Origin of the sequence: Paenibacillus thailandensis (assembly GCF_042685365.1) — a bacterium.
Taxonomy (GTDB): domain Bacteria; phylum Bacillota; class Bacilli; order Paenibacillales; family Paenibacillaceae; genus Paenibacillus_AP; species Paenibacillus_AP thailandensis.
The window spans coordinates 1-26,765 of sequence record NZ_JBHUMY010000038.1 but is presented as its reverse complement, the minus strand read 5'-3'; the positions used below and the strand labels follow the sequence as shown (position 1 = coordinate 26,765).

The 26,765-nt window shown below is 37.1% G+C and carries 36 protein-coding genes; 34 read left to right on the top strand and 2 right to left on the bottom strand.

What is annotated here, in order from left to right; all coding sequences use genetic code 11:
• The first annotated feature begins 386 nt into the window (after positions 1–386).
• Both ACFSW5_RS22635 and ACFSW5_RS22630 read left to right on the top strand, forming a co-directional pair.
• Entirely contained in the window at positions 387–1,169 is a 783-nt protein-coding gene (locus ACFSW5_RS22635) for a hypothetical protein (protein WP_379278386.1), read from the top strand.
• Between the two features lie 463 nt (positions 1,170–1,632).
• Positions 1,633–2,337 carry an ORF6N domain-containing protein gene (locus ACFSW5_RS22630; protein WP_379278384.1) on the top strand — a complete coding sequence of 235 codons (705 nt, stop codon included), beginning with the start codon at positions 1,633–1,635 and terminating at the stop codon, positions 2,335–2,337.
• Positions 2,338–2,817: 480 nt separating this feature from the next.
• Here ACFSW5_RS22630 and tnpA read toward each other — a convergent pair whose 3' ends face one another.
• Positions 2,818–3,216, bottom strand: coding sequence for an IS200/IS605 family transposase (gene tnpA, locus ACFSW5_RS22625; RefSeq protein WP_379278382.1), 399 nt, complete (start codon positions 3,214–3,216; stop codon positions 2,818–2,820).
• Entirely contained in the window at positions 3,213–3,350 is a 138-nt protein-coding gene (locus ACFSW5_RS22620; protein WP_379278377.1) for a hypothetical protein, read from the bottom strand. Before ACFSW5_RS22620 ends, tnpA begins: the two co-directional genes overlap by 4 nt.
• Positions 3,351–3,438: 88 nt before the next feature.
• Here ACFSW5_RS22620 and tnpB point away from each other — a divergent pair, with 88 nt between their 5' ends.
• The 32 genes from tnpB to ACFSW5_RS22460 all read left to right on the top strand — a co-directional run bounded on the left by tnpB (position 3,439) and on the right by ACFSW5_RS22460 (position 26,685).
• Complete coding sequence (tnpB, locus tag ACFSW5_RS22615) at positions 3,439–4,614, top strand: IS200/IS605 family element RNA-guided endonuclease TnpB (protein ID WP_379278374.1); 1,176 nt, start codon at positions 3,439–3,441, stop codon at positions 4,612–4,614.
• A 193-nt stretch (positions 4,615–4,807) separates the two neighbouring features.
• Complete coding sequence (locus ACFSW5_RS22610; RefSeq protein WP_379278368.1) at positions 4,808–5,209, top strand: HNH endonuclease; 402 nt, start codon at positions 4,808–4,810, stop codon at positions 5,207–5,209.
• A 126-nt stretch (positions 5,210–5,335) separates the two neighbouring features.
• On the top strand, positions 5,336–5,803 hold the full coding sequence (locus ACFSW5_RS22605) for a phage terminase small subunit P27 family (protein ID WP_379278365.1): 468 nt from the start codon (positions 5,336–5,338) through the stop codon (positions 5,801–5,803).
• The gene (locus tag ACFSW5_RS22600; RefSeq protein WP_379278362.1) at positions 5,800–7,491 is read left to right on the top strand and encodes a terminase large subunit; all 1,692 of its coding nucleotides are present in this window, start codon (positions 5,800–5,802) and stop codon (positions 7,489–7,491) included. Before ACFSW5_RS22605 ends, ACFSW5_RS22600 begins: the two co-directional genes overlap by 4 nt.
• Positions 7,492–7,512: 21 nt before the next feature.
• The gene (locus tag ACFSW5_RS22595) at positions 7,513–8,715 is read left to right on the top strand and encodes a phage portal protein (protein ID WP_379278360.1); all 1,203 of its coding nucleotides are present in this window, start codon (positions 7,513–7,515) and stop codon (positions 8,713–8,715) included.
• Complete coding sequence (locus ACFSW5_RS22590; protein WP_379278358.1) at positions 8,693–9,292, top strand: HK97 family phage prohead protease; 600 nt, start codon at positions 8,693–8,695, stop codon at positions 9,290–9,292. The genes ACFSW5_RS22595 and ACFSW5_RS22590 overlap by 23 nt, the downstream gene beginning before the upstream one ends.
• 71 nt (positions 9,293–9,363) lie before the next feature.
• A complete protein-coding gene (locus ACFSW5_RS22585) occupies positions 9,364–10,473 on the top strand; it encodes a phage major capsid protein (RefSeq protein ID WP_379278355.1) in 1,110 nt (369 codons plus the stop codon).
• A gap of 64 nt (positions 10,474–10,537) precedes the next feature.
• Positions 10,538–10,822: a head-tail connector protein gene (locus ACFSW5_RS22580; protein ID WP_379278353.1), complete on the top strand. Its 285-nt coding sequence runs from the start codon at positions 10,538–10,540 to the stop codon at positions 10,820–10,822.
• A gap of 12 nt (positions 10,823–10,834) precedes the next feature.
• Positions 10,835–11,179: a phage head closure protein gene (locus tag ACFSW5_RS22575; RefSeq protein WP_379278349.1), complete on the top strand. Its 345-nt coding sequence runs from the start codon at positions 10,835–10,837 to the stop codon at positions 11,177–11,179.
• Positions 11,179–11,604: a hypothetical protein gene (locus ACFSW5_RS22570; RefSeq protein ID WP_379278347.1), complete on the top strand. Its 426-nt coding sequence runs from the start codon at positions 11,179–11,181 to the stop codon at positions 11,602–11,604. Before ACFSW5_RS22575 ends, ACFSW5_RS22570 begins: the two co-directional genes overlap by 1 nt.
• On the top strand, positions 11,604–12,050 hold the full coding sequence (locus tag ACFSW5_RS22565; protein WP_379278345.1) for a phage tail terminator family protein: 447 nt from the start codon (positions 11,604–11,606) through the stop codon (positions 12,048–12,050). Before ACFSW5_RS22570 ends, ACFSW5_RS22565 begins: the two co-directional genes overlap by 1 nt.
• A gap of 4 nt (positions 12,051–12,054) precedes the next feature.
• Positions 12,055–13,125, top strand: coding sequence for a phage tail sheath C-terminal domain-containing protein (locus ACFSW5_RS22560; RefSeq protein ID WP_379278343.1), 1,071 nt, complete (start codon positions 12,055–12,057; stop codon positions 13,123–13,125).
• Positions 13,126–13,140: 15 nt separating this feature from the next.
• The gene (locus ACFSW5_RS22555; protein WP_379278339.1) at positions 13,141–13,563 is read left to right on the top strand and encodes a phage tail tube protein; all 423 of its coding nucleotides are present in this window, start codon (positions 13,141–13,143) and stop codon (positions 13,561–13,563) included.
• A 51-nt stretch (positions 13,564–13,614) separates the two neighbouring features.
• Positions 13,615–14,010: a hypothetical protein gene (locus ACFSW5_RS22550; protein ID WP_379278337.1), complete on the top strand. Its 396-nt coding sequence runs from the start codon at positions 13,615–13,617 to the stop codon at positions 14,008–14,010.
• 208 nt (positions 14,011–14,218) lie between these two features.
• Complete coding sequence (locus ACFSW5_RS22545; RefSeq protein WP_379278334.1) at positions 14,219–14,782, top strand: hypothetical protein; 564 nt, start codon at positions 14,219–14,221, stop codon at positions 14,780–14,782.
• Between the two features lie 275 nt (positions 14,783–15,057).
• On the top strand, positions 15,058–16,233 hold the full coding sequence (locus ACFSW5_RS22540; RefSeq protein WP_379278330.1) for a hypothetical protein: 1,176 nt from the start codon (positions 15,058–15,060) through the stop codon (positions 16,231–16,233).
• A 15-nt stretch (positions 16,234–16,248) separates the two neighbouring features.
• Entirely contained in the window at positions 16,249–16,686 is a 438-nt protein-coding gene (locus ACFSW5_RS22535) for a hypothetical protein (protein WP_379278328.1), read from the top strand.
• 3 nt (positions 16,687–16,689) lie between these two features.
• Positions 16,690–17,655, top strand: a complete 966-nt coding sequence (locus ACFSW5_RS22530; RefSeq protein WP_379278324.1) for an XkdQ/YqbQ family protein — start codon at positions 16,690–16,692, stop codon at positions 17,653–17,655.
• The gene (locus ACFSW5_RS22525; RefSeq protein WP_379278322.1) at positions 17,655–17,909 is read left to right on the top strand and encodes a DUF2577 family protein; all 255 of its coding nucleotides are present in this window, start codon (positions 17,655–17,657) and stop codon (positions 17,907–17,909) included. The genes ACFSW5_RS22530 and ACFSW5_RS22525 overlap by 1 nt, the downstream gene beginning before the upstream one ends.
• Before the next feature lie 11 nt (positions 17,910–17,920).
• On the top strand, positions 17,921–18,580 hold the full coding sequence (locus ACFSW5_RS22520; protein ID WP_379278319.1) for a GIY-YIG nuclease family protein: 660 nt from the start codon (positions 17,921–17,923) through the stop codon (positions 18,578–18,580).
• A 17-nt stretch (positions 18,581–18,597) separates the two neighbouring features.
• Positions 18,598–19,050 (top strand): DUF2634 domain-containing protein, encoded by a 453-nt coding sequence (locus ACFSW5_RS22515; protein ID WP_379278316.1) that lies wholly within the window; start codon positions 18,598–18,600, stop codon positions 19,048–19,050.
• Positions 19,034–20,080 (top strand): baseplate J/gp47 family protein, encoded by a 1,047-nt coding sequence (locus tag ACFSW5_RS22510; protein ID WP_379278314.1) that lies wholly within the window; start codon positions 19,034–19,036, stop codon positions 20,078–20,080. The genes ACFSW5_RS22515 and ACFSW5_RS22510 overlap by 17 nt, the downstream gene beginning before the upstream one ends.
• Positions 20,073–20,621, top strand: a complete 549-nt coding sequence (locus ACFSW5_RS22505; protein ID WP_379278312.1) for a putative phage tail protein — start codon at positions 20,073–20,075, stop codon at positions 20,619–20,621. The genes ACFSW5_RS22510 and ACFSW5_RS22505 overlap by 8 nt, the downstream gene beginning before the upstream one ends.
• A 16-nt stretch (positions 20,622–20,637) precedes the next feature.
• Positions 20,638–21,591 carry a hypothetical protein gene (locus ACFSW5_RS22500; protein WP_379278310.1) on the top strand — a complete coding sequence of 318 codons (954 nt, stop codon included), beginning with the start codon at positions 20,638–20,640 and terminating at the stop codon, positions 21,589–21,591.
• Between the two features lie 14 nt (positions 21,592–21,605).
• Positions 21,606–21,938: a hypothetical protein gene (locus ACFSW5_RS22495; RefSeq protein ID WP_379278308.1), complete on the top strand. Its 333-nt coding sequence runs from the start codon at positions 21,606–21,608 to the stop codon at positions 21,936–21,938.
• Positions 21,938–22,090, top strand: a complete 153-nt coding sequence (locus ACFSW5_RS22490; RefSeq protein ID WP_379278306.1) for a hypothetical protein — start codon at positions 21,938–21,940, stop codon at positions 22,088–22,090. Before ACFSW5_RS22495 ends, ACFSW5_RS22490 begins: the two co-directional genes overlap by 1 nt.
• Entirely contained in the window at positions 22,087–23,085 is a 999-nt protein-coding gene (locus tag ACFSW5_RS22485) for a S8 family serine peptidase (protein ID WP_379278304.1), read from the top strand. The genes ACFSW5_RS22490 and ACFSW5_RS22485 overlap by 4 nt, the downstream gene beginning before the upstream one ends.
• Before the next feature lie 36 nt (positions 23,086–23,121).
• A complete protein-coding gene (locus ACFSW5_RS22480) occupies positions 23,122–24,678 on the top strand; it encodes an SGNH/GDSL hydrolase family protein (protein WP_379278302.1) in 1,557 nt (518 codons plus the stop codon).
• Positions 24,679–24,753: 75 nt separating this feature from the next.
• Complete coding sequence (locus ACFSW5_RS22475; RefSeq protein ID WP_379278300.1) at positions 24,754–24,954, top strand: BhlA/UviB family holin-like peptide; 201 nt, start codon at positions 24,754–24,756, stop codon at positions 24,952–24,954.
• Positions 24,955–24,960: 6 nt separating this feature from the next.
• Positions 24,961–25,227 carry a hypothetical protein gene (locus ACFSW5_RS22470; RefSeq protein WP_379278297.1) on the top strand — a complete coding sequence of 89 codons (267 nt, stop codon included), beginning with the start codon at positions 24,961–24,963 and terminating at the stop codon, positions 25,225–25,227.
• A 77-nt stretch (positions 25,228–25,304) separates the two neighbouring features.
• Complete coding sequence (locus ACFSW5_RS22465) at positions 25,305–26,000, top strand: peptidoglycan recognition protein family protein (protein ID WP_379278295.1); 696 nt, start codon at positions 25,305–25,307, stop codon at positions 25,998–26,000.
• Positions 26,001–26,139: 139 nt separating this feature from the next.
• Positions 26,140–26,685, top strand: a complete 546-nt coding sequence (locus ACFSW5_RS22460; protein WP_379278292.1) for a hypothetical protein — start codon at positions 26,140–26,142, stop codon at positions 26,683–26,685.
• Positions 26,686–26,765 lie beyond the last annotated feature (80 nt).

Below are 26,765 nucleotides of genomic sequence, written 5' to 3'. Positions count from 1 at the left end.
ATGGTAAAGCTGCAATTCAAATTTGTGCCTACAAATCCTTGATATTATTGACCTTTTGGTTGAATAGGAATATGTGGATAGCGGTCTCTAAAGGGGACGCAATAAAATGTAATAAGAATCAGCTTCCGCTACAGTGTCCCAAAGCTCAGTAATATCAAGGGAATCAGGGGAAATTAACATTTAGGGATAATGGTATTTAAAGGGAAAGTAAAATTTATCGTGGACAATTACCTCATATTCATGAGCCCTGATTTTTATTGCCTGATTAGTTCTCTAAACGAGATTTAAATATGATTTGAGATTTGAAGAATCAGCTCTGGCTCTTATATTTGTTGATCTGAAACAACAATCAGTTTAATGATATTTAAAGGAGAGGGAATACGATATTGAAAATAGTTTTAAATGAACAGGAACTAATACATAAAGCTCTTGAGAGTAAAGAATTTGACGAGAAGAATTATGGAATCGTATTGCGAGTGCTTACTAAGCATTATTTCCTATTTGGAATGGATAAACAGCAAGTTAAAGACACGCTGGCAGTGCATATCAGAGAACGAGTTAAGAAATACATACATAAAGATTGGATTAGTAGAATCGAATATGCAATAAAGAATGTGCAAAAGTACGGAGTTGAGTTGGTTAATATTGATAAAGTCGATATCACAGAAACCGAGTTGCAGCGTATAAAAGATATTAATGACAATGACATAGAAAAGATTGCTTTTGTATATCTCGTTTATGCCAAAATTCTCAACAAAATCAAGTCCAATAATGATAATTGGGTTGGAATTAAGATTAAGGATATTCTTAAGGATGCTTTAATCACAAAAGGTTATAAGTCAATTAGAGAACAGCAAACAGTTCTGCGAATTTTGAACGACATGGGGCTTCTGAGGAGTTCAAAGAAAGTTGACAATACAAGCGAAAGAGTTTGCTTTATTGATTATACGAGTGATATCAGTTTTAGTATTAACGATTTTAGAGATTATGTTCTTACTTATTTGAGATGGAAAGGTGAAAATATAGGAAATTGTGAAACTTGTAGCAAACTAATTCAAGTGAAAAGTAATAGGAAATTATATTGTTTGGAATGTTGGCATCACAGAGAAAAAGAATTAAAAAAACAATGGAAAAGAGAACATGATAAAAATAAAAAAGTAGAAGTTTAGAAAATAAGTTCAAACCCTTGATACAACTGAACTTTTTGCGAATTTTAGAATTTTCTAGTATGAGGAGAGAGGCAGATTAAACTCAAAATTGCATTTTCGGCTGCTTTGACTTTTTTGGCATTCTCAAAATTTTTTTATAATGATAAGAGTACATTTTGCCGCATCGATGACCATGTGTCGGCATTAGAATAAGGCTGATACTAGTAACGCCGCAATTTATGGGAAAAACGTTACGATTCCTCCGATGAGCGTCAGCTTTTGTTGATGCTCTGCTTATTATCTCCATCATGGAGTTAATATATATAACTTAATACAATTAATCGCCAGTTAAAGGCGAAAGGGTTACTCCTTTATCGGTTATTGTCTCGATGTGAATCGACACGCAAACAGGGAGAGTGGTCTTATTAGGCTGCTCTTTTTGTTTGCCCAAAAACAATAATACTAAAAGGTAAAGGTGATTTTAATGAAATTAAATCAATTAGAAGTAATTATGTACAAAGGTGTCCCTGTTTTAACGACAGCACAATTAGCTGCCTTATACGGAGCGACCAGCAAGAGAATTTCAAATAATTACAACGAGAATAAAGAAAGGTATACATCTGGAAAACACCACTTTGAATTAAAAGGGCAAGAATTAAAAGACTTTCTGATGCAATCCCGAATTTCGGGAGTGGATAAAAAGACGAGCAAACTTTATCTTTGGACTGATAAAGGGGCGTTGCTTCATGCAAAGTCATTGGGTACAGATGAGGCTTGGGAAACGTATGAAGAATTGATTGATGAATATTTTGATGTTCAAGATCAACTAGATGAGTTGACGATGATCGCAAAGAAAAATGGGTTTGTGACTTTTGCTCAGTTCAATAGTTATAGGTTTAGTGTTGGGCGAACCATAAAAACATTCAGGGACTGTTCTCCACGAGAGTTAATTGGTATTGCTGAAGACTTCAGAGATTATGTAGGCCAATTGGATGCTGAAACTCGGATCAATCGTTGCAAAAGTGCCATTAAAGGACTTGAGGAGCGTTATAATAAAACAGGTTTCGCAGAGGCGAATCGTATTATCGTTGAGGTCATGCATGTTCAACACGTAACAGAGAAGCGTAGCCAAGGGCAGAGGAATAGGCGCGAGAAAGAGAAATTGGTTCGTCAATTTAACCTAGAATGATATTGGTTAAAGACGAACAATTGCTAAAGGATATTGCAATCGAGATACATAAATGGAAAAGTGTCCATGGTGTTCAATCGATGCCGCATGAAGCTGCGTTTATGCAATGGTACGAATACATAAGAGATAAAAAAGAGTGAATTTAAAATGGTCGTTTTATTGACGAGGACTTCAGAGATGGAGTCCTTTTATGTGTTTGATAAGGACAAGAAAGTTTGAGCTAAGAATTTATCCTTGATCCTTAGTTTATCAACTATTTTCTTAACTCTTATTTTTTGGAACATTTTTCTGAAATCTCATTGACTATAGTCAATTAAGAATGCTATTATTAAATCACTCAAGAACATTGAGTTTTTAATTCAGGTGAGCACTCCCTTAATGTGCAGTTTAATTCAAATGGAGTTAGGGCGAAATGCTCTAGCTCTATTTTATAGGAGGGGGCGTAAAACCCCTATGCCTTTAGGCTAGGGGATGTAAGCCCTAACTACCTTGTGTTTGAATGTATTTTTGAATAATCTCTTTGCTTACATTTCCAATACTACAAGAAAAATATCCATCACTCCAAAAGGTTCTTTCTTTCCAAAAATGTTGAGAAAGATATTCGTTATGCTTTTGCCATATTCGATAGGTTGTAAGTTGCTTCAACAACCTAACAATTTCAAGAATACTCCACTTCGGAGAATAACGAATTAAGACATGGATATGGTCTTGGTCTATCTCCTGCTCAATAATTTGCCAACCATAGTGATTAGCAATATATTCGATTTCAGTCTTAATATCATGACCTACTTTTGACAATAGCTTTTTCCGATACTTGCAAACAAATATCAAGTGGCACATGAGTAAATGTTTGCTATGATTTTCGGAAATGTATTTCATTGCTTATCCAAGCCTTTTCGTATTAGCTCATAAACAGCACCTGCGAAGGTTTGGATATTATGTTGTTCCTTGTACTCCTCAATTCGTATTACTAAATCGACAGGGAATTTAATCAATTTTGCTATACGTTCCATTGGTATCACTCCTTTAAATATATACTCTTGACATATACTTATAACTTAATGTATATTCTTAGTATATACTAAGAGGAGGTGAAATACAATGTTAGTTAATAAAGCGTACAAGTTCCGTATCTATCCTAATAAGAAGCAAATTGAATTAATCAATAAGACTATCGGTTCTGCAAGGTTCGTCTTTAACTTCTTTTTAGGAAAGCAGAAAGATAAAGACGCTTACTGGTATATTTGTGAAGAAATGGTTCAAAACGGTCAACTTCCAACAAACAACTGGAAAGGGAAATGTTTAAACAAATATGAAACCGTTAAAGCAGTTAAAGAATTGAAAAAACAATATAGCTTCTTAAAAGAAGTAGACAGTATTGCCTTACAAAAATCAGTAGAAAATTTAGCTGATTCTTATGACAGGTACTACAAAAAGCAGAATAAATATCCACGTTTCAAGTCTAAGAAAAATCCTGTTCAATCTTATACAACAAAGCATACGAATGGAAATATCGCTGTCATAGACAACCATATCAAGTTACCCAAACTTGGACTTGTTCGCTTTGCTAAAAGTCGTGAAGTAGAAGGGAAAATCCTAAATGCAACCATTAGGCGAAATCCATCAGGAAAATACTTTGTTTCAATCGGAACAGAAGTGGAAGTGAAAGAACTACCAAAAACAGAATCAGCTATCGGTATAGATATAGGACTCAAAGATTTTGCTATTCAGTCAGATGGTACGACTTACTCAAATCCAAAATTCTTCCGCACTTTAGAAGAAAAATTAGCGAAAGCACAAAGAATCATGAGTAGACGAACGATAGGTGGTGCGAACTGGTACAAAGCTAAAATCAAAGTGGCTTGTATCCATGAAAAGATTGCGAATGCACGTAAGGATTACTTGGACAAAATCTCTACCCGTATTGTCAAAAACCACGACATTATTGGAATGGAAGATTTGTCAGTATCGAATATGTTAAAGAATCATAACCTTGCAAAAGCTATCAGTGAAGTATCATGGTCACAATTCAAAACCATGATTGAATACAAGGCGAAGTGGTATGGCAAACAACTCGTAACCGTAGCGAAAAATTTCCCTTCCAGCCAGCTTTGCTCATATTGTGGCTACAAAAACAAAGACGTTAAGAATCTGAATCTTCGTGAATGGGATTGCCCATCTTGTGGAACACATCACGATAGAGATATTAACGCAGGACAAAATCTTAAAAATGAAGCCATAAGACTTCTAACCGCAGGAACTGCGGGGCTAGCCTAATCAATTAGAGTTCGATAGAACTCTGTACTTAGGAATCCACTACGGCTTTAGCCTAGTGGTAGTTCAATCAAATGGAATGAGGAGGAATATCAAATTATGATTATTGATATGTGTAATGATGAGAAACTGTTCTTAGTTGGTAAATCATATGTGATTAATAAGAAAGAGATTAAATGTATCACACGAATGACAAATGAATAAGTCATGTGTCTATTGTGGTCGAATCCATGATATTAAGTTCGAGTGTCCGTTTAAGCAGAAGAGAAACAGAAAGCCAATCGATAAAGATGATGAGTTGAGTCTGAAGATTAGAGCTTTTAGGTCAAGTAGGGCATGGACACTTAAGGCTGTAGAGATTCAGAAAAGGGACTTGCATATGTGTCAAGTGTGCATTAGGAATCTGTATCATACGATTAACCAATATACATATGAGGGAACAAGTGTTCACCATATCATTCCATTAGCTATGGATTGGGATAAGAGGCTTAGTAATGACAATCTGATTGTATTATGCAATCAACATCATAGTTATGCTGAGCGAGGACTAATTCCAGCATCATTATTGAGGGATATTGTCAGGGAAAGAGAAAAATGATACCCCCCCTTCGAAAAGAGGGTTTTTTGTCATTTCTTTGAGACGGCACGCGCCACATCGAAATACAAAATATTCGTAAAATGGGAATTTGAAATAAATGGCAAAAGTTGAAAGAGAGGTGAGGTGATGGCTCGACCAACTAAATCGGCAAAATTACTGCATGAAAGATCCCAAACTAAAGATGAAATTGAGGAACGAATTAATCAAGAAGAAAAATTGAAGGGGCAATCGGATAAGATTAAGCCTCCATCATATCTTAACTCCCATCAGAAGAAACTGTTCAAGTATATTGTTCAGCAGCTTGACGCAAGTGGCATTCTTGGTAACCTTGACGTTTACATCTTATCCACTTGTGTCATTGCTATTGATCGGCTTCAGGAAATTGAACGAAGGATTAATGAGGACGCAGACAAAATAGGCGACAAGGGTCTAATGGCAGCCAAGGATAAATATACGAAGGACTTGTTCAGATGTACAAATGAATTATCTTTGTCTCCTGCATCTAGAGCAAAGTTAGGAAATATCAATTTACAGGCTAAACAAAAAGAAGAAGATCCGTTGCTTAAGGCATTGCAAGGTAGTGATAACAGTTGATTAATGAACATAAGAGTTATAGATACGCATTGTCTGTTGTTAATGGTGATATTAATGCACCTAAATATGTGATACTCCAATGTCAAGATTTCCTTAATATTGCGAATGGTAAAAGTGATAAATATATTATCGATCAGGCAAAAGTTAACTTGATTGATACCTTGTTGAAACTTATGAACATGGCAAAAGGGCTAAATTCAGGTGATACAGTGTATAACAGTATCGCAGGATTTCAGTCCTTTTTTATTATCGCTATTTTGTGTACTGTGCATCGTGACAATATAAATAGACGAAGATACGAGACTGCAATCCTCGAAATTTGTAGGAAGAACGGGAAGACATGGCTCATAGGTATCATCTTCTTATTGTTGTTCTTGTTAGAACCTAAGTTCAGTAAGTTCTATTCTGTTGCTCCAGATGGTTCATTAAGTCGTGAGGTTAAGGAAGCGATTAAGGAGACAATTGCCGTTAGTCCTGCATTGGCTGGCAATGGGCAAATTAAGAGTAAATTTAAGATTCGCAGAGATGATATTGAATGTCTAGTCAATAGCAACAAGTATATACCACTGAATTACAGTACCAGTAGGCTTGATGGTAAGTTACCTTCTGTGTTTCTTGTTGATGAGACAGGAGCTTTACCAAATCCGTATGCGATTGAGGCAATGCGTTCAGGACAATTAACCATACTTAATAAACTGGGATGTGTAATCAGCACTAAGTATCCTACATTTAATAATCCATTTGAGGATGAAGTAAGTTATGCGAAAAAGGTGCTTGATCGTACAGTAGTTGATGATAAAGTATTTGCTCTGCTTTATGAACCAGACAATACAAAAGATTGGATGACAGATGATAAGATTCTTGAGCAAGCTAATCCATTAGCCTTAGAAGTTCCTGAAATCATGGAAAGTTTGTTGTCTAAACGTCAAGTGGCTATAGAGGTCTCTAGCAAGCGAGAAAACTTTGTCACCAAACACTGCAATATTATCTATCAAGGCATCGGTACAGAATCCTATATTGATGTTAGCGATCTTCAAGAATGTAAAGTGGATAAGATTAATTGGTCTGGACGTAATGTGTACATTGGGCTTGATTTGAGTCTCACAACGGACAATACGTCATACAGTATGGTTGCTTTAGATAAGCAAACTGGTCACATATTGGCTGATTCGTATGCCTTCATTCCTGAAGATCGGATTGAAGATAAGATTAAGTCTGAACGTGAGGACTATTACGAACACATTAAATCAGGTAAATGCTTTGCTTGTGAAGGGCCAACTGTATCATATAACTTTATCGAAAATATGATTATGGAAATTGAAGAGAAGTTTGATGTTCGAATAATGGGAATTGGATATGATCGATCAAACTGCTTATCAACAGCACAGAAATTAGAAGCACAAGGATTGCCATGTACTATGGTAAGGCAGCATTCAGATACACTACATCCTCCAACTAAGTTGTTACAGGAATATATACTAAATAAGCAATTTGAGTATGAAGAAAATAAACTCTTAGAAGTTAATTTTCAAAATGCTAAAGTAACTGAGGATACCAACCTCCGAAAGTATGTTAACAAAAAGAAATCAAACGGCAAAGTGGATATGGTTGTTAGTCTCATAAATGCAATATATGTACTTCAACAAGAAGAGTTGCTCAATGACAACTTCGTATTCCAATTCGCTTAAGTTTAAGGAGGTGAGACAAATTTGGGACTAATTAACAAATGGCGGCAATGGAGAGATTATGAGAAACGAGCGCAAACTTTAGAGGAGTTGTTGCTTGAAGTTGGTGTTGGTGTAGAGGCCATAACGAAACAACAGGCTCTATCTATTCCAGCAGTAGCAAGTAATGTGAATCTAATTAGTGGCGTTATTGCTATGCTTCCTGTGTACCTCTATAAAGAGGAAGGCGGCAAGAAAATATCTGTTATTAAAGATGATAGGGTTAAATTGCTGAATGATGATACCAAGGATACATTAGATGCATTCCAATTAAAGAGACAACTTATAGAAGATTATTTATTGTCTGGAGCAGGATATTTCTATATTAATAAAGAGCGAAACAGAGTCAAGAGCCTTAATTATGTAGATACAGATGTTCTCTCGGCTAATAAGAATTCAGATCCAATATTCAAGGATTATGACATATTGGTCAATGGCAGAATTTATCGTCCATTTGATTTTATAAAGTTAACTCGCAAAACGAAAGATGGAGTCAATGGTGTAGGTATTGTACAGGAGAGTAATAAAGCCTTGACAGTTGCTTATCTCACTCTTCAGTTTGAGCAGATCTTGCTTAAGACAGGCGGTAATAAGAAGGGTTTCCTTAAGGCTAAGGGTAAACTAACCGAAGAAGCACTTACAGCCCTTAAGAATGCTTGGAATAGATTGTATCGAGATAATTCTGAGAATGTGATGGTACTAAATGAAGGTACTGAATTTCAGGAAACATCTGCTACATCTGTTGAGATGCAGATGAACGAGAACAAACGTACTAATTCGTCTGAAATTAATAACATTTTTGGTATCCCTAATGGAACATTAGATGATAACGCTATTAAGACTACGATATTGCCAATACTGAAGGCGTTCGAGACTGCTCTCAATAAGGACTTATTACTTGAATCAGAAAAAGACCAATATTATTGGGAATTTGATAAAGAAGAACTGGTCAAAGGTGATATTCTTAAGCGTTATCAGGCTTATGAAATTGGTCTTAAGAATGGATGGATTCAATGGGATGATATCCGATATAAAGAGAATCTTGAACCTTATGGATTAGACTTTATTAAATTGGGCTTGCAGGATGTCCTATTTAATCCAAAAACAAAGGAAATCTATACGCCTAATACGAACAAAACAGCATCCATGGGGGGAGGTGATAGGATTGAAAGTGGAGATTCGCAATGATTCCATACATATTGAAGGCTATGTAAACGCCGTAGAAAGAGAAAGCCGCATATTACCTTCACCGAAAGGTAAGTTCATTGAGAAGGTAAAGGCTAAGACATTCCAACGAGCACTAGAACGGCAACCAAATGTTGATCTGCTGTTTAATCATGACTATAATCGCAAACTTGGTAACACAACAGAAGGTAATGTTCAATTGTGGGAAGATGAGATAGGATTAAGAGCTGTCGTTGATATTAATGATCCTGAGATTGTGGAGAAAGCAAAGAATAAGCAATTAACTGGCTGGTCATTTGCATTTCGAGTTAATAAAGATAGTTGGACTGATGGTGAAGATGGTATTCAACGGCGCACACTGGAGGATATTGATCTCCCAGAAGTCAGCATCTTATCTGTCACACCAGCATACATAGCAACGTCCATTGAGATTAGGGATGAGGTAGCAACTGTCATAGAGCATCGAAACGTGGATGATATCGAATATGTAGTTGAAGAAGAGGTTCGAAATGAACCAATTGATTATAGTTTGTTCGAGTATCAGATCCAAATAAATAAGTTGAAGAACAAGGGACACTAATTAGGTGTCTTTTTTATTTGTCTAAAAATCAATATTAGCCGACAAAGGCACAAAAAGGAGAATGTAAATTTATGAAAGCACTAATCGAAAAACGTAACACTCTGGTTGATGAAATGGAAGCAATGCTTAATACCGCAAAGAATGAGACTCGCGCATTTACAGCAGAAGAAGCACAGAAAATGGAAGCAATCCAAAACGAAATTAATGGAATTGATAAAACAATTAAACTTGAGGAAGAAGTGAGATCGATGGATAAGAAAACAGAAACAAAAAAGGATGAACAATTGGAACAACGCGCATTGGATGAAGCAAACTTTCTGAAATTTATTCGTGGTGAAGAACGCGCATTGAATGTTGCAGACAATGGCGGCGTAATTCCAACTTCAATTGCTAATAAGATTATCGAGAAAGTGAAGGAACTTTCCCCAATTTACTCTATGGCAACTGTATATAACGTTGGTGGAGACCTAGTATTCCCTGTATATGATGAGACTAATTCCAGTATTGGAGCAGCTTATGTTGATGATATGGCTGAACTTACTGAAGGTACTGGTAAATTTACGACTGTTAAGCTTCAAAACTTTATTGTTGGTGTACTGGCTAAAGTATCCAAAAGCTTACTGAATCGTACAGATTTCAACCTGATTGATTTTGTCGTAAAGAAAGTAGCCGAAGCTATTGCTGAATTCCTTGAGCTTGAACTGATTAAGGGAACAGCTAATAAGATGTCTGGTATTGAATCTACGACTAATACTGTAACAACTGCAAAGGTTGCTTTGGTTGAAATTGATGACCTTATTGATTTGCAAATGGCGGTTCCTGAAGTATATCAAGCTAATGCTGTTTGGATCATGAATAAAGCTACGCTGAAGAGTCTTCGTAAAGTGAAGGATGCCAACGGAGATTATGCGTTAACTAAAGATCTTACCAATGCATTCGGTTGGAATCTGCTTGGCAAACGTGTTTATGTTACCGAATCTGCTGATGTTGTAGCTACTGGTAATAAAGCAGTATTCTATGGTGATATGAGTGGTCTTTACGTTAAGCTTGCTCAAAACGTTCAAATCCAAGTTCTTAATGAAAAATATGCAACTCAACATGCAATTGGCGTAGTAGGTTATATCGAAGCTGATTCCAAAGTAGTCGAGAATCAGAAGATTGCAGCACTGATCGTACAATAATTGACTAATCATAAAGAGGTATAAGTATTGTTGCTTATGCCTCTTTATTTATGAGGTGTTTTACATGGGGATTAGCCAAATAACGAAGCAGAATATTAAGGACTATATCCGAATGGACTATGATGACGATGATAGTGACTTAGATATTATCATGCTTGCAGTTAAGGCGTATATAAAGGGTTATACAGGCTTAACAGATGAAGATATGAATACAAAAGATGATTTATCAATTGTTTATATGGTGCTATGTAACGAATTGTACTCTCAGAGACAGTACACAGTTGATAACAATAAGGTCAATGTTGTTGTTAAGACTATACTAGACATGCACTCAGTTAACTTGTTGTAGGTGGTAAAGAAGATGGCAAAACAACAGGTTGTAGAAGCAGGAAAATTGAGACACAAAGTTGAGTTATGGCATAACGTTAAGGTGAAAAATGAGGTCAACGCTACTTCTAATAAGCCTGAACCTATAAGAACAATATGGTGTGAAATTATCCCTCAATCAGGAAGCACACAGACATACCAAGCAGATACTGTTATTAGCAAATGTACACATAAAGTTATCATCCGATATTTATCAGGGAAGGACATCAAAACTGATATGTGGTTCATGTATCGTGGGCATAGGCTTGATATTAAGTACATCATTGACGATTTTAGTATGGAAAAACGAGAGATATTCTGTGAGGAGGTCGTTGAATAGTGGCTAATGATGGATTTGATTCAGATGAATTGAATGAGTTTGCCGATGATCTACTTCAACTCGCAGAGAAAACCATGCCGAAAGAGACACGAAAGTTTCTTTTAAAGGAAGGAAATAAACTCAAGAAGCGGGTTACAAAAGAAGCTGAATTGGCTGTTGAAGAACATACTGGTGATTATATTGCTGGGGTTAGGCGTGGCAAAGTCTACAAATATGATGGCGATCAGTCTATTCGAGTCTATGGGGCTGCATCCCATTCGAATTTAGTCGAATATGGACATCGACAAGTTACCGAGGATGGAAGGGAAGTCGGCTTCGTTAAAGGCAAATTTGTATTCCAAGCAGCCTATGATGATTTTGCTGATACATATGAAAATGATGTTGAGGCGTTTATAGACGATTTGCTAGATAAGGGGCTTCATTAATGATTACCCTGAAGCAAATTATGACCGCCATTAACGATAAATTAGAGGAGATTTTGCCTAATATTGATGTTCAGAGTACAGATATTAAGGAAGGATTCTCTAGGCCATCTCTTTATGTCGATTTTGAACGAACAAATACTATTCAATTTATGACACGAGGTAAAGAGAGGACTATATCTGTGACAATCTATTATTTTCCACGAGATAGATATGATCATCAATTAGAGCTGCTTGAAGTTCAGGACATATTAGAGGGTGCATTTAGAGGGTACTTTGCCATAACCGATTACTTTGGTGTGCAAATTAATGAAATTGACAGTACTGAGGTTGATGGTGTTCTCCAATCCAGATTCGACATACACAGTATCGAGATTGCTGATAGTGATGATGGAAACAAACCATTCATGGAGCATTTAAAGGAAAATATTAAACAGAAAGAAGGATAAATTTATGGCTATTGGATTGCCAATAATTGATATCAATTTTAGTAAACTGGCTGTAACAGCAATCACACGATCAAGCCAACAGATTGCAGCGTTAATCATCAAGGAAGCAACAGCAAGTGTTCAGGAATTCACATCTGCACTAGCATTGGCAGATTCCATATATACAGATACAAATGTGCAGTACATTAAGGATGTACTATCAGGTGGCTGCTCTAAAGTTATTGTAGTGGCCGTGGCATCTTCGAGTGAGAATGTTGTGGCTGATGCGATTACTGCTCTTGGTTATAGGAAATTTAACTGGATTGCACTTGCTGAGGGAACAGCAGAAGAACAATCTGATCTTGTTACTTATGTTAAGGAGCAAGAAGCACTGAAGAAAGGAATTTGGGGTGTTGTATTCAATGTTACGGCTCCAGATTGTCAACATATTGTAAATTTTACGAATAATAATGTGAAATATAAGACTGGTACGACTGCCACAGGTGATAAATTTGTAACTCCTATCCTTGGACTTCAAGCAGGACTACCGTTAACTCAATCAAGTACATACTATGTCTTCAATGAACTTGAATCTGTAATTGAACCAGCTAATGTTGAGACTGCGATTAATAATGGAGAATTCGTCCTCTTTAATGATGATGAACAAGTCAGAGTTGGTCGCGGTGTTAATTCACTTACAACTCTAAGTAATGGTGTAACTGATGATTTTAAAAAAATCGTTATCGTTCGTACAATTGATTTGATTCGTGCTGATATTCAGGCAACATTCAAGAATGATTATGTAGGCAAGTATAAGAACAGCTATGATAATCAGGTTCTGTTTATCTCAGCAATAAATTCCTACTTAGCTGATTTGGCATCTGAAGGTATCCTAGACCGCAACTATAATAATGTGTGCTATGTAGATGTCGAGGCTCAACGTGCAGCGTGGGTAGATAGCGGCAAAACCGAAGCATTGGGATGGACAGATGTCGAGGTTCGTAACAATACGTTTGGTAGCAATCTCTATTTGGCTGGTCAAATTAAAATCTTGGATGCTATCGAAGACCTTAAATTCGATATCACAATGGCATAAAGGAGGTAACTATAGATGAGCAATTTGGGCAATGAAGTAGTCTCTGGCGATAATGGTCAGGTTTGGATCAACGGAGAAGAGTGGGCAGGAGTAAGTTCATTTGAAGTAAAAACAACTCTAAATTTTTCTGAGGTTAGACAGTGTAATGATCCTAATGCATATCAAGTTTACAACGGTCGAACGTGTGAAGGAACACTAACAGTTCATAAAACTAGCTCCAGAGGAGCTAAGATTATGGCAGAAGCTGCTCGTACTGGTATTATGCCTAACATTAAAATAGTGTCAAAAATTCAGAATAAACAAACTGGCAAAGCAGAACGTGCTATTGTACATAATGTTGTATTTACGGAATTTACACACCGATTTGAACAAGGCACTTCCCTAACGGAAGAGCTGCCTTTTAAATGCAGTCACATTACATATGAGGAACTAATGTAAATAATGAGAACAGGGTGGCTCAATGTCACCCTTATAGGAGGACATATATAAATGGCGAATAAGAAACGCGATGTTAAGTTGACGCTGAATGATATTATTGCAAAGAAGCTTGAGGTAAAAAACAAACGGAATAAGAAGATGGAATACTATATAGAGGCATTAGAAGGGGAAGTAACTGTTACAGTTCCTGAGGATGAGTACATTCTTAAAACAATCGATATGATCAAAGATGGAGAAGATATGGTTACAGTAGCTGAAGCATATGAGTATCTAATATATAACTCCGTAGATATCTTCCGAAATGTCGAACTGCATAAAGCTTATGAAATTGAGATTGGACAAGATATCGTTAAAGAACTTCTCACTATTGGTGAACGCTTAGACTTAGGCAGTGAAATCATTAGTCTCAGCGGATTGGATCAGGTGCAAGAGCGAGTAAAAAAGTAGTTGCAGATGATCCTGAATTGCGTCTGATTGGCTTTTGGATGCTTCGGGGTCATGATCCTGATAAGTTTATCAATATGCCAATTCTAGAGTTAGAGTACTATTACGAAATGATGAGACTTTACTTCGAAGAAGAAGCGGCCAAAATGAAAGCAATGGCAGGGAGATAGAGTGTTCTATCCTCTTTTTGTTGTGGCAAGGGGGTGAACAGATGGCTAAAAACAAGCAAATCAACGTCATATTGGCGTTACGAGATCATTTTTCGGGGAAAGTCAAAAAGACCAAAGATGAGATTAAAAAGCTGGAGCGGGAAGTTAAGAGAGCTACAAATAGTGTTAAAAGTTTTCATAGCAGTGCGATTTCCTCATTCGACAATGTAATCAAGAAAACAACAAAAACAGTTGCTGGTATTACTGCAATTGGTACAACTTTTGCCGCTACAACTGCTGCAATGGTTGCAAAACAAGGCTTTAGTGAAGCAATGGATTTGGAGGGGTTTAGACTTCAGCTAGAAACTGCTACAAAATCGGCTGAACGTGCTGGTGAAATAATGCGATGGGCTTCAAATTTTGCCGCGAGTACTCCGTTTGAAACAGGTGAGTTGGTTGAGGGTGCGTCTAAACTGGAAATGATGGGTTTGACTGCTGAGAAGTATATTCCTCTTCTCGGTGACATGGCATCTTCTACGAATAAATCTCTTGATCAAGCAATTGAAGCTATGATAGACGCTAACACTGGAGAACTTGAGAGGTTAATTTATAGCCTCGCGTCATAGGGATATGGCGAATAATTAACTCGGTAAATTCGGTGAAAGTCTTATGAAGAGACAATACCGAGCGAAGCCAATAGGGAAACCATTGGAACGTGTAGAGACTAGGGGAAGTCTAAGTTTCTTTAATGGAGATATGACAATAAAACCCGCCTTATTCAAGTAATTGTTTAAGGAAATGCCGAGAGACTAGAACAGTCTAAGATATAGTCCGTTCTGTATAGTGATATACAGAGTTAGGCAGAAATGACCTAGCCCTATCATCCGATAGGTAACAATAAGTGAAAGAATTCGGCATCAGGAAACAAGATGTCATAGATCAAGCTGCTAAGACCATGAGAGGTAAGGAGATCGTCAATAATAAGGGACAAATTACCGATCAAAAACGCTTTAATGAAGCCTTGATGCAGTTAATGGAGAAACGATTCCAAGGTGGAATGGAGAAGCAGTCCAAATCAATGAGAGGTTTATGGAGTACAGTAACCGACATTTATAAAACTTCTCTTGCTCGAATTATTGGTATTGCTGATGATGGATCAATTAAAGCTGGCTCTGCCTATGAATACATCAAAGGTAAAGTTGATGAGTTAGGCCAATGGATGAATAAACTTGTTGACGATGGAACTGTGACTAGGATCGGTAACGCGATAACCGAAAACTTGCCTAAAGCCATTCAAAAAGTTCAAGAGCTGAAGGATAAAGCTGTTGAAATCTATACATATATAAAGGACAACTGGTCAACTATCTCCACCACGATTCAGAGTATTGTTACCGTTCTGATAGTTTGGAGAACATTAACCGCTGTTGTTACAACGGCTATTGCCATAAAGACTACAGTATTAGGTGCTTATCGGCTAATACTCAATATAATTATAGCGGCACAGTGGGCATGGAATGTTGCTATGTCAGCGAATCCGATCTCTTTAATCATTATAGCTGTTGCTGGACTTGTTGCAGGATTAACAGCACTTGGCGTTTGGTTCGTAAAGAATACAGAGGTCGGAGCTAAATTCTGGGAACGAACTAAGGAGATATTCCGACAGGGTGTTAATTGGGTAGCTAAAATAATCGACAGTATGATTGAGACACTTAATAAGATACCGGGAGTGGAAATTAAATTTCGGGCTTCTTCATTAATCGATAATGATGATTCCTCTAGCGTATCTGCCTCTACTTCTAAATCTTCCAAACCGAGTATATCCCAATATGCAACGGGCACATCCTTTGCTCGTGGAGGCTTAACAAGAATCAACGAGCGAGGTGGAGAGCTTGTTGAATTACCTAGCGGTACTAAAGTGCTTCCTGCTGATAAGACAAACAAACTCATCGAGAAAAGTAATGGTGGAGATACCTACCAGATTATTATTCATGGCAATGTTTATGGTGAACAAGACTTAATTAATAAAGTCGGTAATGCAATATTCAAACAAGTTAAAACAACAAAAGCTAATATGTAAAGGAAGTGGTAATTAATGGACATCGTATTAAGCTATAACAATATGGAGGAAGTTATTACACTTCCTTTCATACCTGAAGAATTACCTGACATGGTGAATCATACACGAAACAATGAAGAATTCGAACTAATCAATGGAATAAATGGTGTGGGTAAGTTAAACCTTGCTGGCTTACGTGAACTTAAGACACTAACCATCGAAACATTCTTTACCACAAAGTATTATCCATGGGCTAAATCCCAAAAAGATGGTTGGCAGTGCGTGAACACTATCAACAATTGGATGAACAACAAGCGTCCTATTCGTATCATCATTACAACTAATGATGGTTTAGAGGTTCTTAATATGGCATGTCTGGTTGATAGTTTTGTCTATGGTGTCAATCAGGCAGGAGATATTCCATATACACTGACACTTAAGGAATTTCCTTTCCCTGTGGTAAGGAGAGTATAGGATATGGCACATCAATTGTTTGCAATTGTTAGTGGTAATAAGTACGATATCACGGGACTAATCAGCAATTTGTCATGGTCTAGCAATGTTGATACTTTGGGAGAAGAATTGTCATTCGATTATGCAAAGAATGATTATCTCACTATAGATAATGGAGATTTCATTGTTCTTTATAACGATAAGGTACTTCATCATTATGTTGTTGTTGAGAGTACAGAAGCAGACAGAAATACGGTTAGTTATGAGTGTTATGATTATGCTTGGTGGCTAAATAAGAGCAAAACTGTTATTCAATTTTCTAAGGTAAGTGTATCAACTGCAATCGAAAAACTATGTGACAAATTCGATATCATGCATAATATTGTCCCAATCCCTACTCTAATCAGCAAGATATATAAAGACAATACCGTTAGTGATATCATTCTTGATTTGCTTGAACAGGCCGCACAGGAAACAGGCAACAAGTATTATATGGAGATGGTCGATAAGGAGCTAACAATAAGGAAGCAAACGGATTTGCTCATTAATCCTACGATACAGTTGGCTGACAATATTGCAGCATTCTCTCTGACTGACTTCATATCGAATCCAAGCCATAAATCATCCATTGATGAGTTAAGGAACAATGTTATTGTTGTAAGCAATAAAGAGGATTCGACTAGTGTTTATGCAGAGGCTTCAGATAACGCAAATATCAATAAATATGGACTTCTAACGGAGACTGTTACCGTTGATGAAAAAGACGAATCACAAGCAAGGCAAATAGCAAAGACAACATTGGCTGATCTTAATAAGATAAATCATGAGATATCACTGGAGTTACTAGGACATGACGATATAAAGGCTGGTCGATTGATTGATATTAATGAACCAATAACCAATATTGTTGGTCGATTCCTGATTAAGTCGGCTAATCATACGGTAAGCAATGGGATACATAAAGTTTCGATTGAGTTAGGGGTGAGATGATGGAACCATGGGCAGTTGGTCTAGCCAAAATGTTTAAAGATAACGAAAACCCTAAATATGATGGAGCTACTGTTGGTAAAGTAATTTCCCCATTGCCATCCATTAAGATCGCATTAGGTGATGAGATATTACTTGAGAGCGATAACCTTGTTATTGCCAATCGTATTTATGAGCTGTCTCCTGTATCTGGAGATAGCGTGATACTTATCCCTAATGGTCAAATGTATTATGTAATAGACAAGGTGGGTGGATAGATTTTAGACATATGTGTAAAAGTGGGATTTACTGTATAAAAAATAAGGTGAATGAGAAAGTTTATATAGGAAGTTCAGTTGATTTAGTTTCAAGAGAATATGAGCATTTTAATAAATTAACAAATGGAAAACATGAGAATAAGTATCTTCAACGTTCATTTAATAAGTATGGTGAAAGTTCCTTTACATTTGAAGTAATTGAATATGTTGAAGATTTAAGTGCACTTATCCAAGTAGAACAAAAATACTTGGATATTTTTTATGACAATAAGAAGTCTTGCTACAATATTCTACCGACTGCTGGATCTTTGTTTGGATATAGGCATACAGAAGAATCAAAAAGGAAAATGAGTGAGTTTCAGAAAAGCAGAATTGTTTTAGAAGTAACAAAACGGAGAATGAGTGAGTCTCATAAAGGTAAAAGATTCTCAGAAGAACATAAAATAAAGCTTAGTCAGAATAAAAAAGCAAACTATATTGGAACAAAAAATCCTAATTACAAAGGGAAAATTAAAGTTTATTCCTATGAAGATGATCGATTAATTGGCGAGTATGATTCATTGAAAGAAGTATCTGAGAAGTTATCGGTATCTCAATCTGGAATATCGTCTGTTTTGACTGGTAAGTTGAAGAATTGTAAAGGGTTTTATTTTAAGAGAGATGTTAGTTAAGAGTTAGGGGGTAGTTCATGTTTCCAATATCAGTAAACTTAGATATTCCTGCATTGAATGAATCGGAAAATCAGTTAAAAACAGTGTTTTTGTTTGACTTCGACACGAAACAATATGTACTCAAGAATGGAAGACCAGTTGAAGCAACCTATACAGAAGCAATAAGACAATGGGTCACTATGCTGATTACGACTGAACTTGACCAGTACCCAGTATATCAGGGAACAGGTTTCGGATTAGTATTGAAAAACTATATCGGACGTAGAGATGTACCTATAGCAGCAATTAATTCAGAGTTGCGGCGACAAATTGAAGAGAAGGTAATTATGCATTCGCAAATTGTAGGAATCGACAACTTCAAAGTAACTACAGAAGGTGGTAAATCGGTCATCTCCTTTACGGTGAAGACTGTAAAGGGTAATATAGATGATTTCACAAGTGAGGTGAGTATTGATGGACGATATTTTTAACAGTTTATTAGCGGCAATCGATGACAAATACGATAAGACCGAAGGGTATATTGTTTATGACTTGTTGAAGTCAGTAGCTCTTGTTATATCCCAATTGGATGAAGAACAAAAAGAAGCGGAAGAGTTATTAGACGTTGACCATTTGTCAGGAGAATTGCTTGCAAAATTTATATTCCAACGGACAGGGATCGTGCGTACAGCAGCTACCAATAGCATTGGTCAAGTCACAGTAACTGGCAATGGAACCGTAACAATTGGAGATCTCTTCGAAACTCCAGACGGCATACAGTTCTCAGCACAGGAAACCAAGACTATTGCCGGTTCTGGCTCAGTCAATGTGAAGTGTACTGTTGCTGGTGCTGTCGGGAATGTAGTTATAAACTCAATAACCCAAATGCCTGTTACTATATCGGGTATCACATCAGTGACAAACCCTAATCCCACACATGATGGATTTGATGCTGAATCAGATGAGAGCCTGAGAAATCGATATTATACATACTTGAGGACTCCAGCCACATCAGGGAATAAGTGGCACTACTATCAATGGGCTAAATCAATAAGTGGTGTTGGTGATGCTAAAGTGTTCCCATTAGGTAGCGGAGATAACACGGTTGATGTTGTTATAATCGATCAAGATAAGCAGCCTGCAAGCCCAGATTTGGTAGCTGAGGTACAGGAGTATATTGATCCAAATAGCACAGGGGAAGGTAACGGCGAAGCACCAATTGGAGCAAAATGTTATGTATCATCTGCTGAAGGTCTTGTAATTAATATTAGTCTAAGCGTGACAAGGGAAGCGGGATATTCTGATGATAGCATCATCAACAATATCAAGGGATCGATTACTACTTATCTAGAGGGTATTGCTTTCGCTAGTGAATATGTTAGTTACGCTAAAGTAACCGAGGCCATTCTGAATTCAGATGGGGTAATTGATTGTTCTTCACTCTTAATCAATAGTGCCACAGCAAACATTCCTATCGGTTCAAGGCAAGTTGCCATAATGGGTGGTGTCACACTTGCATAAGGATACTTTATTGACTAATCTTCCTAAGATTGCTCGGAAAGACTTGCTTACCATTAATATGAGTGAATCAATTGGGAATTCTCTTGATACAACTCAAACAAGAATCAATGAATATCCGAATCAATTGGATGTCGATAAAGCGACATGGGGATTGGAGATATATGAGAAGGATCTGGGATTATCCGCTGATAATAAGACAATCACAGAGAGGCGAAGCAATATTAAGGCACGACTAAGAGGTAGCGGTCATGCCAGCTTAGAGCAAATCAAATCAATTATTGCAGATAGCTACCCAGACGGTGAAGTTAATGTAACTTATAACGGTCAAATTAAGGTTGAATTTGTATCCATAAGAGGTGTACCGACTAATATGGATGACCTCAAGAGTATTATCTCAGATATTGTTCCTGCTCATATTAGAGTGGAATATATCTTCAGATATTTACTGTTTGATGAGCTTGATACTTACGACATCACATTCGATGAACTTGATGCTCTTGGTATGACATTTGATGAGTTTGCTGCATGGAATGGTACATAAGAAAGGAAGATGATTAATGGAGACATTACCTAGTGGCATTAAAAAATATCAAGGTACAGATGCAGCCACTAAAGATAACTTCAATATAAACGTTGATTTATTAAACACAAAGATTACTGAATTAGATGCTCATAAAGTAGCAACTACTGATGTACATGGCTCAACAAGTTCAGCGACAGCAAACACAATTGTACAGCGAAATGCCAGTGGCCAATTTAATGTTGGGGCTCCGACTGCAAATAGTCATGCCGCAACTAAAAAATATGTAGACGACCTTGCAGCAACTAAACTATCAACTTCAGGTGGCGAAATGAGTGGCGACATTGTTTTTTGGAGCAATAAGGGTTTGCGCGGTTACATGACAAATGGCAGTGTTCAACCTATTGCATCGATTAGCTATACAAACGAAACTTTAATTGGTAACACGGCAACGCCTTTAAGGTTGCGTGGCAATGAATTTACATATAACAATAATGATGTTTTTCATAAAGGATATTCAACACCATTTATCTTGTATGCTCACGGCAATATAAGCGGTTCGAATGCGGCGACAATCGCCCCAACAGCATCTTTCGTCAATGCGGGTTCTGTAACTATGCTCGATGTGATTACGCCGTCCAACTTCAACGCAATCGCAACTAGAGTATATCCAAATAAAAGGCGTGTCGTTATGAACAATCAAACAATTCCCGTTCGCGTGGAAACAAGTTCAAGCACTATAGCGACAAATGTAACGCTTCAATTGAGGATTGCATATAGCGGTGGCGAGTATACAGTCGCAACTAAATCTGGTTCACTTACTGGTACAGGTGAAATAACGTTTACGGGCTGCAGTTTCGACCTAACAACCACTAACGGCGTTTGTGAGATTAGACTTTACGTTATTACTGATAGTCAGATTAAAATTCGAGTCGGCACAATTGAAGCTAGCGCAACAGATGCATGGTACAACATGTATTTGGGAGTATAGGGGAGGAATATTCATTGTTACTTATCATTTATAACAGAGAAACGCTAGAGTTACTTCGTATTATACCTGATGCAACTGAACCAACTGAGGAGATGGTTGCTGATTATGCGCCTGACTCATATGGATTTACTATTTCGGAACATACTTTTGAGGAATATTTAGCATTCGGTGTTGGTCATCGTCTTTTCGTTGAAGATGGCACAGTTAAATTTGAGATAGTTCAAACTGACGCTGTGACTTATGAGAATAGTGAAACTGAAGAGCAAAAAGAAATTGCCAATCTTAAATCTGAAGTTGCGACACTTACCGAAATGTTGGGAGATTTAATTTTAGGAGGTGCAGTATAATGTCTGCCTTACTTGATTTCTGGGTTAAATATGTTCAAATCAAGGTTAGCGGTGGATATGATTCGGGCCAAATTCTTGAACAAATTGAAACAAAATATGGTGCAGAGTTTAGGCAACAAGTTGAAGACGAATTAAATGATGTGATTATATGAATGAACGTGAGAAAGCTTATTGTCGAATAGATCAATGGGATGCAGCAGGTAAAGGACATAGAGTCCAAAAGATAGCCATATGGGAATTACAGAGTGGTAAATTTAATCCTAACCTGTTTATCGGCTATAACATTATAGTACCTCCCGAGAAGATTGATTACAGTGCCACTAATGAACACTCAATGGATACCACTGGTACATATCTAATTAACCGCCCCAACGATATATATCACATATTAAGTGGTAGTACTGCTGATAGGCTTCAATATTGCATCGATCATAACATTGACATAATTAACGTTAGCCTTGATTCAGGTGGATGGTACAACGATATAGATACTCCACTGAAGGAAGCCTTTATTGCTCAGGGTGGAATTATCGTTTGTTCAGCAGGAAATGATGGCTCAGACGGCTTATCTGGATTATCCCGTGATCCATTGACCATATCTGTTGGTGCAGTGAAGTTTGTTGAAGATAGGATTGTTAGGGAGTCATTTAGTAGTTATGACGATAGAGGAACCGACCTTAACTGTATGGGATTCGATGGAGTTGTTCCAGTACATAAATCAACACCTGTATCAGGTACATCCTTTGCCGCTCCTTGGGTGGGGAGTATTCTTGCATACTTTAGATCCGACTTTATCGATAGGAATGGTAGGAAACCTACATATCAAGAAACGATTAACCTTATCGAGTCTAACTGTATCGATATTGAGACTGTAGGATATGATGTCTATTCTGGTCATGGAATATTGCGTTTACCAGTACCAACTATTGAGGATGAACCGCCTGAAATAGATAAACTTAGAGTCACAGTCACAGCAAATTCTACTATAGCAAATGTAAATGGAACACCATATAACCTTGTTCAAGCACCAGTTATAGTTAATGGACGATTAATGTTGAGCTTCAAGGATATTGCTGAGATAACAGGTGGTACTGTTGTTTCCTATGACAATGAGACGAAGACTGCTGTATTTGATATTGGATGTTAAAACTAAATTATATAAATAGGATAGGAGAGAAGAAAAGTGAGTGATTTTGTATCGAAAAGTCTATGGTATGTGGACGATGGGACAGGTAAGATTGTTCCTTATGCTCCAAGTGGCAATAGTGTTGATGATGATAATTTGCCTGATTCTGTAGATTCCACGTATCTCAGGAGAGAAGCTTTATATGTGGTTGGCGATGATGGCAAGTTGAGGGTTGCGAAGAAAGATGATTTTGGTAGTAGTATATTAAGAGAATCAGAACAATCTACTACCGCTGGATTATGGTGGTCAGAAACGAAAGAAAAACTCACATTAAACATTAATGGGAAAGAAGAGTCGCCACTTCTTAAGCCGATGTACCAGCGTAAGAAAATTGTATTCTTTGGCTCTTCTACAACTGACGGTCGTGGAACAACTACAAAAAGTAATGCTTATATGAGTTTGTTGGCATCTGCATTAAGCGCTAAAGGATATGAATGCTATATTCGTGGTGTTGGTGGAGATAATACCACTAAGGCAATCGAAAGGTTTTATAAAGATATTGCACCGCTGAATGCTGATTACTGCTTTATCGCATTCACAATTGGGAACGAAGGAATTTATAATGCGTCCGATAAGGATATTGTTTATCAACAATTTAAAGCTGGGTTATTTAATATCATTCGACTTGTAAAGCAACATGGGATGGTTCCAATTGTTGCAAATCAAATGCCGACACAAAATTACACAGCGGAAATTTATCGTTATGCAAGAAATCTTAATGCTGAATTAGATGCGATGGACGTTCATGTAGTGGACTGGATGGGCGCTGTTGTTGATGAAACTACGTATATGCCTATCCCAGCAGCATCATTCGATCACCTGCATCTTAACGATACTGGACATTCTGCACTCTACCAATCGATTCCGCCAAGTCTGTTCGAAAAAGTTGGTTTTCAGAGTGGTAAAATGATTAATACACCAGAAAAAGGGTCTATACATATTGAATCGAATACTAATGCTGATTATGTCTTTAGATACTCTCCAGAATACCCATTGGCAAGTTTTAGCGCATTTGTTCGCTTCAAGGCTCCAAGTGTAATAGATATTCCCATAACATTAATCGGCGCGTATGGTGATGGTGGCTATATTAGGATACAACTAACAAACACTGGAGTTGTTGCTATAAATCCTGGTACAGAGGTTAAAACGACAGCAATAATTAGCGATACCAATTGGCATACGCTTGGCATTAGATACAATGTTATAAGCAAGAAAATAAAACTCTATCTTGACAATGAAGTTATTTCAGACGAAACCGTATCTGCCTCGTTGACAAGTGTAGATAATTTTTATCTAGCAGGTAGACCAAGTTCCACGAATCTCATTTCGGGATATGAATTTAAGGATTTTGCTGTTTATCGTACAGCTCAAATTGCAGAGAACTTTAGATTAATGATTGATGGAACATTTCCTCAAACAAGTCTTGAACTACTTGCACCTTTAAATGACAAAGTGCTTGATGAAGGTTCAAGGCTTATGAATTTAGCACCTACAACGAGAAATCTCACGGTGAAAAAATCGGCAACAATTTCTTTGACTGAAGGTAGTATCTAATTTATAGTGGTGTGTTTATAGAGATGTCCAAATAGGGCATCTCTTTTCATTTCCGCCAGAAAGGAGGAATTAACTTTGGAATCAGAAATCTTACGTTATTTTCTAACTCAGGGGCCATTTGCGGTTCTTTTTATTTGGTTACTATTTTCATCTCGTAAGGAAGCAAGAGAACGTGAAAATAAACTACATGACATACTTGATAAATTTAGTGAAAAGTATGATCTAATTGTGGGAGAAATTCGCGATATTAAAGAACGATTCAAGGGAAAGGAGTAGATATAAATGGAGGTAACAAACGATATTCTAACACTTGCCGCTTTAGTTGCAGCTTATGTAGGCGTTGCTAAGGGGTTTGGTTTATCTGACAAATGGACTCATCTTATTGCTATAGCGATTGCCAGTGTATTTGTAATGGTTCCTGATTATATACAGTCTAAGATCATCCTAATATCTGTTATTGGATTAACGGCTTCAGGTGCTTATCATTACACCAAGAAACGAACCGATATTGAGAACAAAGACACAAATAAAGAAGACTCGATCAAATAGCCCTGCTTGAGCATACAGACGAGTCTTCCGTTACTGATTGTACCACATTATTCCTGAATAGGAAAGAGGGAGATTTAATGGCAACTAAACGCTATACGCTTGATGAATACATAGCTTATCTAAAGTCATACATAGATAATGTTAAGTTTCCTGAGGTACATGTTCATGCTACATGGAAACCAACTATTGCTGATTATCGAACCAAGGGTGCTGAATATCTCGTTGAAGCAATGAGACGAACACATAAGGCTAAAGGTTGGTCAGACATTGCGCAACATTGTACTATTTGTCCTGATGGCTATATCTGGACAGGGCGATCATTACTGGTCGCTCCTGCTTCTGCTACTGGTTATAACGACAGCGATGACGATAAGACGCATCCATTTATGTTTGAGATGATCGGTAATTTCGATGTTGGTCAAGAGAGGTTGGAAGGTGAGCAGCTTAATACAGCTGTTGGGTTGACTCGTGCATTGGTAGATTTATTTGGGAGTAAGATTGTGTTCCATCGTGAGATTAACGATACTGGGAAAACGTGTCCTGGTTCTGGAATTGATAAAGCTGAGTTTATAGCAAAGGTAAATGCTTATGGGAAGGATGATGATGATTTGACGTTGACAGAGTACCAATGGAAAACTGTGCAAAGTACAATTCAGGAATTGCTCAATAAGGGTACGATTACAGATAAGACATGGCTGGAGAAGGCTGAGAGTAGATCATTGAGTGTGAGTGAGTTGTCGTGGCTTAATTTGGTTTTGTTATCGCGGAAATAAGTAATGTTCCCCATGGGCTGTAATGGTCTGTGGGGAATATTTTTGGTTGTATAAGTGGGACATATATCCTATAATAAGTTAATAATATTAATGCTTAAAGGGGAATTCATGAATGGAGACAGTATACGAGACAGAGAACATGACGCAAGTGCAAAAGAAAAATAAAAATGTACTTGGATTAGTGAATGCTGTTATAACTGGGTGTTTAGTTGTCGTTGTTATTGCATTAGTTATTTTATATCAGAATACTAAAGAACAGGTCACTTTAATGGCTCAAACTGTTTCAAGCGTCACTGAAACAAATAGACAAAATACCAATACAATTGCTTATTTGGAAAACAGTTTAGGTTATGTTCAATTTGCTCGGAGCACTGAAGGTGGCGACGTAACCCAGCAGTTAATTGTTGAAAAGTTTACTGTAACTAGTCTTGACCCGCTTAAATTTACAATCGATGTAATTAATCAGCCAACTAATGCACTTAAATATGAAGGCAATGGCATTTTTAGTATGGAAGATAGGGATGTTAAAGCAATGGCATCTGGTATCATCGAACAAGTCAAAGAACGTTATGATAGTTGGTCGAATCTTAAAAAATGGGATGATAATACAGAAGTTACCTTAACGATTCAAAACTATGAGATAGGAACATATAAAGCTGGTAAATTTACTCTTAAAGGAGAGTAAATAAGTGAGTCTGTGCGGGACTGTAAAATATTTTGTGTAAACTCTCAAACCTAAATCTATTACAATGGAGATTAACGAAA

What these genes read in the sequence shown, in the direction of transcription:
- ACFSW5_RS22560 (WP_379278343.1), top strand. Translation starts at nt 12,055, where the DNA reads ATGGCTATTGGATTGCCAATAATTGATATCAATTTTAGTAAACTGGCT.
- ACFSW5_RS22510 (WP_379278314.1), top strand. Translation starts at nt 19,034, where the DNA reads ATGGACGATATTTTTAACAGTTTATTAGCGGCAATCGATGACAAATAC.
- ACFSW5_RS22520 (WP_379278319.1), top strand. Translation starts at nt 17,921, where the DNA reads ATGTGTAAAAGTGGGATTTACTGTATAAAAAATAAGGTGAATGAGAAA.
- ACFSW5_RS22490 (WP_379278306.1), top strand. Translation starts at nt 21,938, where the DNA reads ATGTCTGCCTTACTTGATTTCTGGGTTAAATATGTTCAAATCAAGGTT.
- ACFSW5_RS22565 (WP_379278345.1), top strand. Translation starts at nt 11,604, where the DNA reads ATGATTACCCTGAAGCAAATTATGACCGCCATTAACGATAAATTAGAG.
- ACFSW5_RS22515 (WP_379278316.1), top strand. Translation starts at nt 18,598, where the DNA reads ATGTTTCCAATATCAGTAAACTTAGATATTCCTGCATTGAATGAATCG.
- ACFSW5_RS22465 (WP_379278295.1), top strand. Translation starts at nt 25,305, where the DNA reads ATGGCAACTAAACGCTATACGCTTGATGAATACATAGCTTATCTAAAG.
- ACFSW5_RS22525 (WP_379278322.1), top strand. Translation starts at nt 17,655, where the DNA reads ATGGAACCATGGGCAGTTGGTCTAGCCAAAATGTTTAAAGATAACGAA.
- ACFSW5_RS22575 (WP_379278349.1), top strand. Translation starts at nt 10,835, where the DNA reads ATGGCAAAACAACAGGTTGTAGAAGCAGGAAAATTGAGACACAAAGTT.
- ACFSW5_RS22605 (WP_379278365.1), top strand. Translation starts at nt 5,336, where the DNA reads ATGGCTCGACCAACTAAATCGGCAAAATTACTGCATGAAAGATCCCAA.
- tnpB (WP_379278374.1), top strand. Translation starts at nt 3,439, where the DNA reads ATGTTAGTTAATAAAGCGTACAAGTTCCGTATCTATCCTAATAAGAAG.
- ACFSW5_RS22555 (WP_379278339.1), top strand. Translation starts at nt 13,141, where the DNA reads ATGAGCAATTTGGGCAATGAAGTAGTCTCTGGCGATAATGGTCAGGTT.
- ACFSW5_RS22485 (WP_379278304.1), top strand. Translation starts at nt 22,087, where the DNA reads ATGAATGAACGTGAGAAAGCTTATTGTCGAATAGATCAATGGGATGCA.
- ACFSW5_RS22630 (WP_379278384.1), top strand. Translation starts at nt 1,633, where the DNA reads ATGAAATTAAATCAATTAGAAGTAATTATGTACAAAGGTGTCCCTGTT.
- ACFSW5_RS22530 (WP_379278324.1), top strand. Translation starts at nt 16,690, where the DNA reads ATGGCACATCAATTGTTTGCAATTGTTAGTGGTAATAAGTACGATATC.
- ACFSW5_RS22550 (WP_379278337.1), top strand. Translation starts at nt 13,615, where the DNA reads ATGGCGAATAAGAAACGCGATGTTAAGTTGACGCTGAATGATATTATT.
- ACFSW5_RS22580 (WP_379278353.1), top strand. Translation starts at nt 10,538, where the DNA reads ATGGGGATTAGCCAAATAACGAAGCAGAATATTAAGGACTATATCCGA.
- ACFSW5_RS22610 (WP_379278368.1), top strand. Translation starts at nt 4,808, where the DNA reads ATGAATAAGTCATGTGTCTATTGTGGTCGAATCCATGATATTAAGTTC.
- ACFSW5_RS22500 (WP_379278310.1), top strand. Translation starts at nt 20,638, where the DNA reads ATGGAGACATTACCTAGTGGCATTAAAAAATATCAAGGTACAGATGCA.
- ACFSW5_RS22585 (WP_379278355.1), top strand. Translation starts at nt 9,364, where the DNA reads ATGAAAGCACTAATCGAAAAACGTAACACTCTGGTTGATGAAATGGAA.
- ACFSW5_RS22545 (WP_379278334.1), top strand. Translation starts at nt 14,219, where the DNA reads ATGGCTAAAAACAAGCAAATCAACGTCATATTGGCGTTACGAGATCAT.
- ACFSW5_RS22460 (WP_379278292.1), top strand. Translation starts at nt 26,140, where the DNA reads ATGACGCAAGTGCAAAAGAAAAATAAAAATGTACTTGGATTAGTGAAT.
- ACFSW5_RS22470 (WP_379278297.1), top strand. Translation starts at nt 24,961, where the DNA reads ATGGAGGTAACAAACGATATTCTAACACTTGCCGCTTTAGTTGCAGCT.
- ACFSW5_RS22535 (WP_379278328.1), top strand. Translation starts at nt 16,249, where the DNA reads ATGGACATCGTATTAAGCTATAACAATATGGAGGAAGTTATTACACTT.
- tnpA (WP_379278382.1), bottom strand. Translation starts at nt 3,216, where the DNA reads ATGAAATACATTTCCGAAAATCATAGCAAACATTTACTCATGTGCCAC.
- ACFSW5_RS22620 (WP_379278377.1), bottom strand. Translation starts at nt 3,350, where the DNA reads ATGGAACGTATAGCAAAATTGATTAAATTCCCTGTCGATTTAGTAATA.